Origin of the sequence: Phenylobacterium haematophilum (assembly GCF_014196295.1) — a bacterium.
In the GTDB taxonomy this organism is placed as follows: Bacteria; Pseudomonadota; Alphaproteobacteria; order Caulobacterales; family Caulobacteraceae; genus Phenylobacterium; species Phenylobacterium haematophilum.
The window spans coordinates 106,773-119,395 of the sequence record NZ_JACIDK010000002.1 but is presented as its reverse complement, the minus strand read 5'-3'; the positions used below and the strand labels follow the sequence as shown (position 1 = coordinate 119,395).

14 protein-coding genes are annotated in these 12,623 nt (G+C 65.7%); 5 read left to right on the top strand and 9 right to left on the bottom strand.

The features are described 5' to 3' along the window. Positions 1-6: 6 nt before the first annotated feature. A complete protein-coding gene (locus tag GGQ61_RS06395) occupies positions 7-372 on the top strand; it encodes a cupin domain-containing protein (protein WP_183770819.1) in 366 nt (121 codons plus the stop codon). Positions 373-395: 23 nt separating this feature from the next. Here GGQ61_RS06395 and GGQ61_RS06390 read toward each other — a convergent pair whose 3' ends face one another. Together GGQ61_RS06390 and GGQ61_RS06385 are read right to left on the bottom strand one after the other, a co-directional pair. Next, a complete protein-coding gene (locus GGQ61_RS06390) occupies positions 396-1,916 on the bottom strand; it encodes a Y-family DNA polymerase (RefSeq protein WP_183770817.1) in 1,521 nt (506 codons plus the stop codon). Then, positions 1,831-2,565 carry an ImuA family protein gene (locus GGQ61_RS06385; protein ID WP_425500977.1) on the bottom strand — a complete coding sequence of 245 codons (735 nt, stop codon included), beginning with the start codon at positions 2,563-2,565 and terminating at the stop codon, positions 1,831-1,833. Before GGQ61_RS06385 ends, GGQ61_RS06390 begins: the two co-directional genes overlap by 86 nt. A 201-nt stretch (positions 2,566-2,766) precedes the next feature. Here GGQ61_RS06385 and GGQ61_RS06380 point away from each other — a divergent pair, with 201 nt between their 5' ends. Together GGQ61_RS06380 and GGQ61_RS06375 are read left to right on the top strand one after the other, a co-directional pair. Next, positions 2,767-3,408 carry an SOS response-associated peptidase family protein gene (locus GGQ61_RS06380; RefSeq protein WP_183770815.1) on the top strand — a complete coding sequence of 214 codons (642 nt, stop codon included), beginning with the start codon at positions 2,767-2,769 and terminating at the stop codon, positions 3,406-3,408. Between the two features lie 27 nt (positions 3,409-3,435). Next, the gene (locus GGQ61_RS06375) at positions 3,436-4,095 is read left to right on the top strand and encodes an SOS response-associated peptidase (RefSeq protein ID WP_183770813.1); all 660 of its coding nucleotides are present in this window, start codon (positions 3,436-3,438) and stop codon (positions 4,093-4,095) included. Between the two features lie 29 nt (positions 4,096-4,124). Here GGQ61_RS06375 and GGQ61_RS06370 read toward each other — a convergent pair whose 3' ends face one another. Next, positions 4,125-4,889: an ArsR/SmtB family transcription factor gene (locus GGQ61_RS06370; protein ID WP_183770812.1), complete on the bottom strand. Its 765-nt coding sequence runs from the start codon at positions 4,887-4,889 to the stop codon at positions 4,125-4,127. Positions 4,890-5,004: 115 nt separating this feature from the next. Here GGQ61_RS06370 and GGQ61_RS06365 point away from each other — a divergent pair, with 115 nt between their 5' ends. Together GGQ61_RS06365 and GGQ61_RS06360 are read left to right on the top strand one after the other, a co-directional pair. After that, complete coding sequence (locus GGQ61_RS06365) at positions 5,005-6,003, top strand: alpha/beta hydrolase (RefSeq protein ID WP_183770810.1); 999 nt, start codon at positions 5,005-5,007, stop codon at positions 6,001-6,003. Continuing rightward, the gene (locus GGQ61_RS06360; protein ID WP_183770808.1) at positions 6,000-6,326 is read left to right on the top strand and encodes an antibiotic biosynthesis monooxygenase family protein; all 327 of its coding nucleotides are present in this window, start codon (positions 6,000-6,002) and stop codon (positions 6,324-6,326) included. Before GGQ61_RS06365 ends, GGQ61_RS06360 begins: the two co-directional genes overlap by 4 nt. A 75-nt stretch (positions 6,327-6,401) precedes the next feature. On the opposite strand, the gene GGQ61_RS06355 is transcribed toward GGQ61_RS06360, so the two are convergent. From GGQ61_RS06355 to GGQ61_RS06330, 6 genes are all read right to left on the bottom strand, one after another. Continuing rightward, on the bottom strand, positions 6,402-7,346 hold the full coding sequence (locus GGQ61_RS06355) for a DUF2493 domain-containing protein (protein WP_183770807.1): 945 nt from the start codon (positions 7,344-7,346) through the stop codon (positions 6,402-6,404). A 355-nt stretch (positions 7,347-7,701) separates the two neighbouring features. Next, a complete protein-coding gene (locus GGQ61_RS06350) occupies positions 7,702-8,748 on the bottom strand; it encodes a DUF7146 domain-containing protein (RefSeq protein WP_183770806.1) in 1,047 nt (348 codons plus the stop codon). 232 nt (positions 8,749-8,980) lie between these two features. Continuing rightward, positions 8,981-11,122 (bottom strand): ParB/RepB/Spo0J family partition protein, encoded by a 2,142-nt coding sequence (locus tag GGQ61_RS06345; RefSeq protein WP_183770805.1) that lies wholly within the window; start codon positions 11,120-11,122, stop codon positions 8,981-8,983. 123 nt (positions 11,123-11,245) lie between these two features. After that, the gene (locus tag GGQ61_RS06340; protein WP_221220908.1) at positions 11,246-11,761 is read right to left on the bottom strand and encodes a putative immunity protein; all 516 of its coding nucleotides are present in this window, start codon (positions 11,759-11,761) and stop codon (positions 11,246-11,248) included. A 43-nt stretch (positions 11,762-11,804) separates the two neighbouring features. Then, positions 11,805-12,119 carry a YrhB domain-containing protein gene (locus GGQ61_RS06335; RefSeq protein ID WP_183770803.1) on the bottom strand — a complete coding sequence of 105 codons (315 nt, stop codon included), beginning with the start codon at positions 12,117-12,119 and terminating at the stop codon, positions 11,805-11,807. A 26-nt stretch (positions 12,120-12,145) separates the two neighbouring features. Further along, positions 12,146-12,568: a nuclear transport factor 2 family protein gene (locus tag GGQ61_RS06330; protein ID WP_183770802.1), complete on the bottom strand. Its 423-nt coding sequence runs from the start codon at positions 12,566-12,568 to the stop codon at positions 12,146-12,148. Between the last annotated feature and the right edge of the window lie 55 nt (positions 12,569-12,623).

Genomic DNA, 12,623 nt, shown 5'->3' with positions numbered 1-12,623 from the left:
GCGGGTATGACCGACGGGATCAGCCTCCACGATAAGTTCGCATTGATCGATGAGCACTGGCGACCCAAGGTCGTCGCTCGGCTCAATGGGCAGGAGGTCAAGCTGGTGAAGGTAAAGGGGGTTTTCCCCTGGCACACTCATAACAGCGAAGACGAGATGTTCCTCGTGTGGAAGGGCCGGTTTCGGGTCGAATTTCGCGATCGCATCGTCGAAATGGGTCCCGGTGAAGCGATCGTCGTCCCCCATGGCATCGAGCACCGGACTGCAGCCGATGAAGAGGCGGAGGTGCTGATTTTCGAGCCCGCCGAAGTGTGCAATACCGGCGACATCGTCGATCCCGAATTCACAGCCCCGCAAGGGGTCGCCATCTAGCCGCGCGGCGCCGACACGGTTTGTCACGCGAATAGCCCATGCAGGAACCAGGCGTGGCTGCCGGTGCCGGGGTCTTCGCCGTCGCCAGCGCGGAACAGCCAAAAGCGCTCACCGGCCTCGTCCTCTACCATGAAATAATCACGCACGGCCGAGAGCTCCGCCTCGCGTTTCCACCACTCGCCGAAGATCCGTTCGGGACCGTCGGCGCACTTCACCCGCCGGCGCATGCCGCGCCAGGTGAAGGCGACCGGCGGGCGGTCCGGCAGAAGCGCGATCGCTTCGACCCGCTCCGGCGGCTCGATCAGGCGCGAAGGCCGTGGCCAGTCTGCCGGCCAGGTGGCGCCGGCAGGCGGGGCCATGGGCGCGATGCGCCGCAGGCCCCGTTCCGGAACCGCGCTTTCGACCGGGGCGAGGCGATAGAGGGCGCCGCCGCCGACGCGATTGGCGAGCGTGTCGATAAGCTCGGAGATGTCGGGCGCCGGCGCATCGATCAAGCTGGAAGCGCCCCGCCGATAATCGAGCGGCTCGGCGACGGGCGCGGCGAGACTCATGCGCTCGATGCCGAAGCCCGGATCGACGTTTTCGATCCGGTCGCAGAGCAGCCGTGTCAGGCGCCTGACATCGCGCACTGGCTTGGCCGTGCCCACCCGGATCGCCTCAATGCGGTTATCGACGCGGTGAAACAACAGGTCGAGCTTGCGTGCGCCGAGCGCGCGTTCCTCCAGAGCCACGCAGAGTTGCTCGACCAGGATCCCGGTATAGCGCGCGATCGTCTCGGGGGCGCCGATAGGTTCGGCGTGCCGACGCTCGACCCGGATCAGTTCGGGCGCGGTGACGGGCTCGATTGGCTCGTCGACGCGACCGAATGCCTGATCAAGGCGGCGGCCGGGCTCGGGACCAAAGCGAACCGCGAGAGAGCCGCGCGGAGCTGCCGCCAGCTCCCCCACGGTATCGAAGCCGAGCCGGCGCAATAGCTCGATCGTGTCGGCCGGCAGGCGCAGCACGGTGATCGGCAGAGGCGTCAGCGCGGCGGCCGGCTCGTCGCTGACCACCCAGGTCGGACTGACCATTGTGCGAGCCAGCGCATGGGCCGCGCCGTAGGTGGGTGCGATCGCAGCGCGGGCCACGATGCCGATCGCCGCAAGCCGCTGAACGAGATCGGCGAGCAATGCCGCTTCGCCGCCCTTTAGATGGGCCGCGCCAGTCACGTCGATCATCAGGCCGTCCGGTGGATCGGCGGCGGCTATTGGCGCGTAGCGGCGCAGCGCCCAGAGGGCGAGTTGCTGCAGCGCGCCGTCGTCGCCGGCAGGATCGGCGTCGAGCGAGGCGAGCCCTTTGACCAGCGCCTGCGCCTGGGTCGCGGCCATGCCGGGCCGCAGCCCACAGGCGCGGGCAGCGGCGTCGGTGGCGGTCACAACGCGTTTGCGACCCTCGCGCCCGACCAGCACGAGCGGGGTTTCAACTGGCGGCGCGGCGGAACCCAGCGCCCGCCGTCGCCGGTCGGTCGACCAGCTCGGCAGGAAGAGCGAGACGACCCGCTTCATCGCAAGCCTCCAGCTCGAAGTCGGCGCAGTCGCCCGCGCGCGCTCGGATCAGTTCGACGAGCCAGCGGGGTCGCCCCACGCCGGGGACCGGCAGGGGCGAGGACGGCAAAGCCGTGACCCGCCAGCGCGTCACGCTGGCGGTGGGCTGACCAAAGTCCGCCGCCTCGGCCGCGCGACGCCAGCGTCGGATGGCGAGGGCGAATGTGCCGGACTGTTCGGCTGCGAGCTGCAGACGGCGCGAGGCGGTCATCGATAGCTTGGCCACCTCGCCGACGACACCGGCCAGTCCGCCATGTCGCAAGCCTTCCTCGAAGCAGGCCAGCACGGTCTTCTCGTCGTCGACTTCTGCGTAGACGACGCGGTCGGGATGAAGTCCTGCTTGAGCAAGTGCGGGGGCGAACAGATCGCGCCGGGTCAGGCACCATAGCACCGGTCCCTCAAGCCGCGCGACGATGCCCGCGGCGAAGAGCGCGGCGGCCGCGCCATGGACGGCGCCGTTGCCGCCCCCAGCGACTTCATGCAGCGCACCAAGCGCCAGACCACCCGCTGGCAGCTTGCGATCAATGGTCGGCAGACCGAAGGGCAGCACTCCGCACGCGCGGCGATCGCCCGATTCGAGCTGGCGAATCCGCGCGCGGACGGCCTCCAAGGCTGGGTTAGACGCGGACATTGACTCCAGAAAACGCAAAATGGGACCATGTTCCCATTTTGTTCTGCCTGAGCGGCATGAGAGTCAAGGCGGTTCAATCGCGTCAGCCCCGTTTGCCAGTCGAGATGCGAATCGAGCTTCGTTCGGTCTTTGTTCCGTGCTATCGACAGCAGCCTGCCGAGTCCTGAAAGGTTGGACGCGATGTCGAGGCTCTACGCCAACGTGAAATCGGTCGGGGAAGTCGCCGCACACTTCGGTGTCGGGGAGCCGGGTCCGCTCGTCTATCCGCAAACAACGGTCGAGGGCGAGCCAGGGGTCGTGATCTTTGAACGTGAAGGCGAGCGCCGGGCACGGGTGATGACCTGGGGATTCCCGAGGCTCGCGCGATCAGGTCCGGATCGCATCGGTCTTGTTGCCGATCTCACCAATCCGATGTGGGACAGTGTTGTCGCTGATCCGCGTTATCGCTGCCTGATCCCGATCACCCATTTCGCCAATCCTGCTGGTGACGAGGGCGCAAAGACGCGAACCTGGTTCTCGGTGACGGAGGAGCCGCTGTTCGCCTGGGGCGGCTTCTGCCGAAATACGCCAGAGTTGGGCCCCGTATTCGCTGGCATGACGATGAACGCGAACGAGTTGGTCGAGCCCTACAACGACCGCATGCCGGTACTGGTGCGCCGGGAGGAATGGCGACACTGGCTAAGCGGGCCGATCAAGGACATCATCTATTTCCAGATCCGAGAGCCGTTGCCGGCCGGCCTGATGACGATGGAGCACACAGATGACCGGTGGCGCAGCGGCAAGGCGCCGCCGATGCCGGCGCCACAACTGTCGCTCATCTAACCATCCGGGCCATGCTAAGGCGACGTCATGTGTAACCTCTACACCGTCAGGAAAAGCGCTGCAGAAATCGCGGCGCATTTTGGCACAGACGTTCCGACCGGCTTCAACACTCCCGAGGAGGTGGTGCGTGGAAGGCCTGGCCTGGTGATCCGGGAGCATGAGGGACGGCGTGTTCTGGAATCGATGGCGTGGGGCTTTCCAAGACACTCGAAGAACAAGCGGACGGGCGCACCTAACAAGCCGACGCCCGTGAACAACATCGCTGATCTCGAAAACTTCATGTGGCGAGGCATCGCCCCCAAGCCGTTCCATCGCTGCCTCATCCCTCTCACCGCTTTCGCGGAAGCGGAAGGACCGGATGGCGCGAAGACCAGGACGTGGTTCTCGGTAAAGGATCAGCCGATCTTCGCCTGGGCGGGAATGTGGCGCAGTTCCGACGAGTGGGGACCGGTCTATTCGGGACTGATGACGGACTGCAATGAAGCGATCCGGCCAGTTCACGATCGGATGCCGGTGCTGCTCCATGTCGATGAATACGAGCGCTGGCTTCACGGCACGCTCGACGATGTGGTCAGTTTTCGCGACCGATGTTTTCCCGACGAGTTGATCGAGACCCGTCGAACCGACGAGCTTTGGGTTGCCCGCAAGCCGATGATCTCGCCGCAGCCGTCACCGACCCTGCTCTGACGACGGGATCTGCAGCTTGTCGGCTGCCGTTAGTGATCGAGTTTCAAGTCACCGGCCAATCCAACAGCCTCAGGTGACAGAGGCGGATCGCCCTGGGTTCGCGTTCCGAACCAATCTACGCCGAAAGTCCTCAGAAGACCTGTTTCACCCTCGCGTGACACGTGGATGGCTCGCCCCTCTTTGGCCCGTTCGAGCCATCCGAGTTCGAAGCATCGCCGGGCGATCTCCGCCCCCACGAGACCGCCGACGTGCCAACGACGCTCGCTCCAGTCCAGGCAGGGTTTGCACAGCTGACGACGTTGGCGGCAGCCATCTGGCAGGATGGCGCCGAACTCGGAAAGATGCGCGCGGCCCCTCGGCGTCAGCGTGCCGCCATCGTCGCTGAGGATCAGGTGACCGCGGGCCGTCAGCGCGTCCGCCAGAGCGACGCCCAGCCGCCCTGCAAGGTGATCATAGCAGGTCCGCGCCGCTGCCAGAGCATCATCCCGGATTGAGCGGGGCCGGTGACGGGGCGCACCGTCCGCGGCGAACGCCATCAGGCCTTCGAGCATGCGCGCGACGTCGACCGACGCCAGTCGATAGTAACGGTGCCGTCCTTGAACCGCGAGGTCCAGCAGGCGACCGTCGGTCAATTTGCCAAGATGGCCGCTCGCAGTTTGTGGCGTAACGCCGGCAACGTGCGCCAGTTCTGTCGCTGTCAACGCCTGACCACCCATCAACGCGCTCAGGATGTTGGCGCGGGCGGGATCTCCGATGAGGGCGGCGACCTCAGCGATGTAGGGATGGCGGTTCATGACTGCGCCGTCTTAGCGCGGGGGCGCGGCCCTGTAATCCGGAACGCTTCGGCCGCGACCGAAGCAAAGCTTCTCCACCTCGAACTAAGCATGGCCCTCAATCATGGAGGACGACATGTTCAAGGCGTTGACGACCTGCCTAGCCGGAGTCCTTTTTGCTGTCTTCGCTACATCGCCTGTTGCGGCGGAGGTCTTTCGACTCGAAGGAGCGCCAGGCGAGCCGGCCTTGCTGGTCCGGCACGAGCCCGGTCCAGGGCAGAGCGTCCTGCTCGTCCACGGCGCGACCTTCCCCTCAGCCCTGTCCTTCGCCTATTCCATCGACGGCCGCTCGTGGATGGACGATCTCCGGTCGCGTGGTTTCGATGTCTGGGCGTTCGATTTCGCCGGCTTCGGAGAGTCGGAGCGTACCGCCGCCATGCTGGCCGAAGGCCAAGCCATCTCCATTCCTGGCCGAGCTCCGGACGGCGCCCGGCAGATCGAACGTGTGGTCCGGCGAATGCGCCAGACTACAGGGCACGAGCGCGTGTTGATTGTCGCGCATTCGTGGGGGACGCTCCCCGCAGGCTTGTTCGCCGGTCAGCGCCCCGAACTGGTGGAGCGCCTCGTCTTGTTCGGGCCGGTCGCTCGCCGCGAAGGCGAAGCGGGGGCAGCCCCTCGCCGAGGTTCGACATTGGTGACGGCCGACGATCAACGTAGGAGCTTCGCCGCCGGCCTTCCCGGAGGTCAGTCACCCCTGATCGCGCCGACGCTGTTTGATCGGTGGGTTGAGGCCTATCTCGCGACAGATCCGCAGAGTCGGGACCGTATGCCTCCTGCCGTTCGCGTGCCCAGCGGTCCGCAAGCGGACATCGCGGACGCCTGGGCGTCGAGTTTTCCATACAATCCGGCCACCGTGAGGGCGCCGACCCTCATCGTGCGCGGTGAATGGGACAACATCACCCGAGATTCGGATGTCGCCTGGCTCGTCGAGTCGCTCGCGAGCGTCCCGGGACGGGCGCGTGACGTGAAACTTCCGCGGGGTGGCCATCGCATGCATCTCGAGGAAAATCGGCAAGCCCTGTTCGATGTTGTCGGCGCGTTCTTGAGCCAATCGCCCATTGGGACGGCGCGATGATCGCTGTGATTTTCGAGGTGTGGCCTGCCGCAAACGGCGAGGCGGACTATCTCTCAGCCGCTAACAGGCTTCGTGCAGAACTTGAGACAATCGACGGCTTTATTTCGATCGAAAGGTTCGCCAGCCTCGCTGAGGAAGGAAAGCTGTTGTCGCTCTCATTCTGGCGCGACGAAGAGGCCATCGAAAGGTGGCGTGGCCACCTCGACCATCGGGAGGCACAGGCGGCCGGTCGCGCCGGCGTCTTCACCAACTATCGTCTGCGAGTCGGAGAGGTCGACCGGGACTACGGCATGTTCGACCGCGCGCAAGCGCCCCTAACCTAGCATCAGATGTATCGATGACGGCGTGACGTTGCGAAAGGATGTATCGGTTGTCGCCGCCAGTTCTTTGACCGGCGCTCAGCCGCCGCCACGTGCGCGGAAATCCCAACGGTTCACGCCCATGGACTTCGCCTTGTCGAAAAGGTTGTCCTGAATGCCGCCGCCCGGGAAGATGATGACACCACGGGGCAGCAGCTCCAGCACGGCATCGTTGCGCTTGAACGGCGCCGAGGCCTTGCTGTGCTTGACGAAGTCGGGGGGCAGCGGGACTTGCGGGACACTGCGCTCGCGGGCCCAGAGCGAGGCGAACAGCTCAGCGCCTCTTTTCGACGCGCCGTGCAGAAGCACCATGGTGGGATGCTTCGCGAGAACGGTGTCGAGCACCTGCCAGACAAAGCCATGATTGCCGTAATCGGCCCCGCCGGAGACGTAGATGCGCTCCCCGGGCGGGATCAGCACCTGCTTGTCGGCCCAGCGCCGCGCGTTGACGAAATCGCGGCTGGCGATCACCGACGCCGTCAGCTTCTTCCGATTGGCCATGGTTCCGGAGCGCGGCATCCAGGGTTTGCGGAAAAGGGTGCGGAACTGTTCAGCAAAGGCCTCGCGGAAAGCTTCCATGGCGTCGCGGCGCTCGATCATCGTCCTGCCCTCGCCGATCGCCTTCTCGAGCTCGACCGATTTAACCTCCGAACCGTCCTGTTCCCGCTGCATGCGCTTTTGCGCAAACTCGTTGTCGTCCAGTTCCCGCTCGACCCGCTCGGCAGCGCGGTGAAAGACGTTGGTGAAGCCCCAGAGCAGATCTTCGAGATCGGTTTCCAGCCGGGTGTCGGCGAGACAGGCGGCCATCGCATCAAAGGTGTCGGCGGCGGCGCCTTCGACGAGGCGACCTTCGGGCAGCGGCCGATCGTCCAGCTCGTCGTCAAAGGGCCTGCGGGCGTAGAGCTCGAGCTCCTGCAGCATATGGGAAAGAGAGGATTCTGCGTGTTCGGGTTCGTCTTCGGGGATCTCGTCGTCGTAGGTCATGGCTCTCGCCTCCTGGCTGGGACCGCGCTCCAGCGGCCTTCATGGCGACGGAAGACGGCACGCGGTCCGGGCGCGCACCCCAAGCGCAGCGGGCCGGCGCCGCGGGCGTCGGCTGGGGCCGAAGTGAAGCGGAGGACGGCGGCAGGCGGCTATTTTGTTTCGCGATGCAAAGCGGGGCCCTGGCCCCGCGGCGGAAAATAGCCGCCGGAGCCGTTGCGCGACCGGACCGCTTGCCGTCCCGGTCGCCCTCTCAGGAAGGCCGCGACGCGGGTGCCCTCTTGCCGGGAGGCGAGCGCCATGCCCTGCCCACGACGCTCCGATCGAACCGCTCACGCGGGTGTTCCACGTTCCGGCTTCAGCTGAGCGAGCCGAGCAGCCGGGCCGCATCCTCGGTGATGAGCTGGCGCCGGAGGTTCGCCCGCAGCCGCTCCAAGCCGAGCCGCCGCAGATCAGCGTTGAAGTCGTCCTGGTCGGGCTCGAGCGCGATCATGGTGATGCCCGCGGCCTCGGATCGTTCGGCCAACGTCGCCACCGCATGCGCCCCGGCGGGATCGTCGTCACGAGCGACATAGAGTCGCCTGAGATGCAGCGGGAACAGGATGGCGGCCAGATGAGCCGAGGACGTCCCGGCGATCGCCGGCAGTCGCGGCATGGCGCAGCGCAGGGAAAGCATCGTCTCCAAGCCTTCGCCGAACGTCATCACCGTGCCCGCCGCCCCGAAGCGGACGCCATGGCCGAGGATGTTGCCCATCGACCGGCGGGGATAGGCGACCGGGGCCTTGTCGAGTGTGGCCGGATCGAACCAGGTCCGATGCACGCCGGTGATTTCGCCGTCGAGATCGGTGACGGCGGCGATCATAGCCGGCCAGGCGTTGCGCGTGTCCGGGGCGTCGTCCTCCGACAGGCGATACCAGCAGCGCGGATGGAAGCGCAGAGCGTCGCATCCGCGCAGGCCCGTAAGGGCGCGTTTCCGTAAAGACGCTTCCACGACGGTGCCCGCGATGTCCTTCGACGCGGCGAACAGACGCCGTGCGGCCTGCGGCGTGCCGGTGGGCGCCTTCGCCGCCTGACCGAATCGTTGGTTCTCGACCGGCTCAGGCGGCGGCAGGCTGAGGAAGATGCGAGCCTCGTGGAGGGTCTCGCGCATCGTGCGCGCCCCGATCGCGGCGGCGATGACGTCGAGCATGTCGCCATGGTCGCCGTTCTCAGCGTCGGTCCATTTACCGGCGCGGCCGCGCTCGCTGTCTGCGAGTCGGACGTAGAGGCTTCGCCCCGGCGTGTTCTGAACGTCGCCGACCAGCCAGTAGCGGCCTTCTCGGCGTCCTTTGGAGAGGTAGCGTCGGCAGACGTCCTCGGCGCGCTCGGCGAGCTGGCGCGCAATCGTCGTGGCAGGCTTTTCCATCGGGCCGCTCCTCGTCAGGCGGCTTTCGCCGCGCGCTCGGCGACCCGCTGGAGCGGATCGCGCTCCATGAGCCGGGCGAGCACGTCCGGACCGGCGGCCCCCGTCGGAACGAACAGCCGCAATTTCCATGAGACAACCGCCGAGATCAAGCCAAGTCATGTAGATGGCAATGGCTGGCCCCGATGACAGGTATGGGCGGCGGGCCGGCAATGGCCGACCCGCCGGAGCGCTCCTATTCGGCAGCGATCGCGTAGCCGTCGTCTCTCGGGTCGGACGTTTCGGCTTGCCCAACTCCTGTTGCGCCCGCCGACGCGGGAGCGGCTTCATCGGTAGCGGTCATCTCGGGGTCTGCCGCTACTTCGGGCACCGGCGTACGGAGCGGCTCGGGAAGCCACGCCGCGTCGGCCATCAACCGTTCCGCCTCGCGAGCCATGTCGGGTTTCTTGAGATGGTCAATCAAAGCGGAGGTCTGATTGCCCTTGCCCTCGGCCACGGCTTCGAGAATGCGCGCTTTGGTCACCTTCCCGAAGTAGTTGTCGACCGTCGGCGACCAGCCAGCGCCGACCATGTCGAGCGCGACCGCACGAGCCAGTACATGACTGTGCTCGATCCGGCGCGCAACGCCCTGAGCTGAGACGCGCCCATTGTCGTATTTGGGTGCGACCTCGTACACCGCATTGACCGCGTAAGCTGCGCAGTGAGCAAAAAGCGCGGCCTGCTCGGCGGCGTCGAACTGCTGAAGAACGTCCCAAAGGGCCGTGTCGGAGTCCGGCAGTTTCGCTTTCCACTGGGCGTGGCGCGCTTCGATCGCCTTGGCCGACGGGCTGTTCTTCAATCCTGTCGCCTGGAACGGGAAGTTCACACGGCTGATTGTCAGGGACAGGCAGGACTCGCTGCGGCTCCAGTAGAACATCGCTAGGACGAAGCTGTGCAGGACCGCTGCGAAGGCGACTGACGGGTTCTGGGCGAAGGCATCCTGCAAGGCGAGGGTGCGCTCGGCTGTCAGTTCCGAGACCAGCCGATCCGAGAGCGGCTTGATGACGTCGTCCTCTTCCTCGATCGAGGCCGGTTCGGCACCGCCGGTGGCACTGACGGCGCTCTGCACCTCGCCATTGGGCTGGCGCGGCCCGACGAAGGCAGGATCGTCTCCGTCGGCCTCATCCTCCTCGGAGGCGACCTCGGCAACGGGTTCGTCCTCGGGACGGACCCAGCCGCGCTCCACGGCGAGTTGCCCGTCACCGCCGATGGTGACGAACGCGCCGGCGATGGCTATCTGCGCCGGATCGTAGGACCACGTGCCCTCGTTGAGCGTGGCGATCGCCTCGTCGATCTCGGTGACGCGGGCGTCGATCTCGTCAGGGATCTCGTCAGCGCCGGACCATTCATTCTCGAGCGCATCGGCCTCGGCCTGAAGCGTGGCGACCTCGGAGAGGGCGGCCTCGGTCGGGGGCGTGTGCTCGGGTTCGAGCGCGCGCAGGTCAAAATCGAAGCCGTAAGGCAGGTCGATCGCAACCTCGACCCACTTCCAGCCCTCGGCTGCGATCGCTTCTGCGTCGGCTTTGAGCTTGTCACTGGCGAGCTTGTCGAGCAATGCGGCGTCCTGAAGCCAGCCGCCGCGGTCCTCCTCGAAGAGGTCCCGCAGAACGCAACCGCCGGCTTGGACATAGGCGTCGATGCCCACGAAGCGGGCGCGCGCATCGACAGCGGGAACCGTCGCCTCGGTCAGCCGGGCGCGAATGAACCCCGGCGACTTGTTGTGGCTGTGCGCAAGGATTTCCCAGACCTGTTCCTGACGGGCATGGTCGTCCGACACGGTGAACGCCATCAGCTGGTCAAGGGTCATCCCGCCGTCGGCGTAGACTTCGTGCAGCGCCGGCGAAACGGATGCGAGCTTGAGGCGCTGGCGAACCACGGCCGGCGTGACCCGGAAGTGGGCCGCGATCGCTTCTTCGGCTTCGCCTCGCTCGACGAGACGCTGCATTCCGCGGAACTCATCGAGCGGGTGTAGCGGCTCCCGCTCGTTATTCTCGGCGAGCGAGTCTTCCTCGGCGAGAACCGGATCGTTGGCGGGCTTGACCACGCAGGGCACCAAGGCGGTCCGCGCCAGTCGCTTGCGCTTCACCAGCACCTCGAGCGCACGATACCGCCGGCCGCCAGCCGGAATCTCGAATACGCCGGTTTCGGCGCCAGCGTCGTCCAGCTGGGGACGGACATTCAAGCCCTGCAGAAGGCCGCGACGCTCGATATCGTCGGCCAGGTCGTTGATCGTCACGCCGTTCTTCACGCGGCGCACGTTCGACTGGGATAGAACCAGCCTGTCGAAGGGGATATCCCGCGACGGGCTGAGGGTGATCTTCGGAAGGGCTTTCGCCATGACAGTTCTCCACGGCGGACTGGCCGGGAGCCTCTCTCCCGACCCTCAATCCGCCGCAGGGCCGCAGGCCACGCTCTTCCTCTAATTGCCGGTCAGATGTTACTCAGCGCCGACGCTTGTTCCTCACCGCTCCGAACGGATCTCTTCATCGAGCTGACGGCTCAGGGTCGCAATGCGCCCGCGACCGGCCACGATCGGCGGGTAGCGCCGCAGGACCCTGACGACTGTCGAAGGCGCCTTCGAAGCACAGTAGGTGATGTAACGATCCGCCGACCCTTCTGAATGATCAGTCGCAAGTTCTATGGCATGCGCCGCATGAGCGGCGGCGCCGACAATGTGCTTGACCTGATCAGCATGGGGCAATGGATGGAGAAATGCCGACGCAGCGGCGGCGCGGGCAGCTCTCGCGCTCGCAGCTGCAACTCTTAATGAATTCGCCTCGGCTGCTTTCGCGGCATGTTCCGCCCCCCACGCGGCCGTTCGCAACGCCTTGGAACGCCTTGCGCCGTCTGCGAAGGATTGAGCTTCACCTAAAGCAAGCCTTGGACGAATGTCGTGAGGTAGCTGGTCTTCAAACCAGTGCAACATCGGCGTCGCGCACCAGACAGAGAAGCGTGTGACAGCCCGGAGATCATCCATGGCGAGCTTAAACTCGTGAGATCCTGTCGTCATCGACGGGGCTTCACCAAAAAAGCGGCGGGGGCGAGGGCAAGCTGTTGGCTACGGCATATCTGGCAAGCTGCTCATCAACGGACGGCGCGGAGGCGAGCGTAAAAGCGAGCGGGGGCGTCTTCACCACCACGATCGGACCGGCAGACGGCCCAACCGCGTCGTTCCGATCGCGGGTTTCGAACCAGCGTTGACTGTTCCATGCGAACACGAACGCCCAGCCGACATCGACGACATGGTCAGCATCGACAAGCTGAAGCGGCACAGAGGGCGTGGCGATCTTGGCAAGCTCCGACTCGGCAAGCCGCCGGGCAGTTTGGACATCCATCAGCCGTCCTCGGGAAAACAGTCTGGCTACAGGGCACGGCCGGCGTCGGGTTCCAATGGCAGCTGGCTGATCATAAGTGCTCCGAGCGCCTGAAGCGCTTTCGCGGGTCGCGCGAAAACCTTGAAATGCGTCACGAGGTCGTCGTCATTCCAGCTGATGACATCGATCACGTTGAGCGACAGACCCTCCACCGTGGTCGTCAGCTCCAGCGCCGCAGAGTGATCGGCCAGCCAGCAGTTGACGTAACGCGCCTCGGGCCCGCTCAGCACGGTGACCGCCGCGGCGAGGTACCTTCTCGTCAGCTCGCGGCCCACCTGCGGCGTATGAAGTACTGGCGACTCGAAAACCACGTCGTCCGCGATCAGGCTATCGATCAGGTGTAGTTCCCGGTTGGTGGCGATCCGCTTCCAGAGCGCGATCGCGGGGGGCAGCGTTTCAAGATCAATCACTCCGGTCTCCTCTTCGCGTCCTACTGTGCAATCGTTTTGTCGCGATCACCGGCAG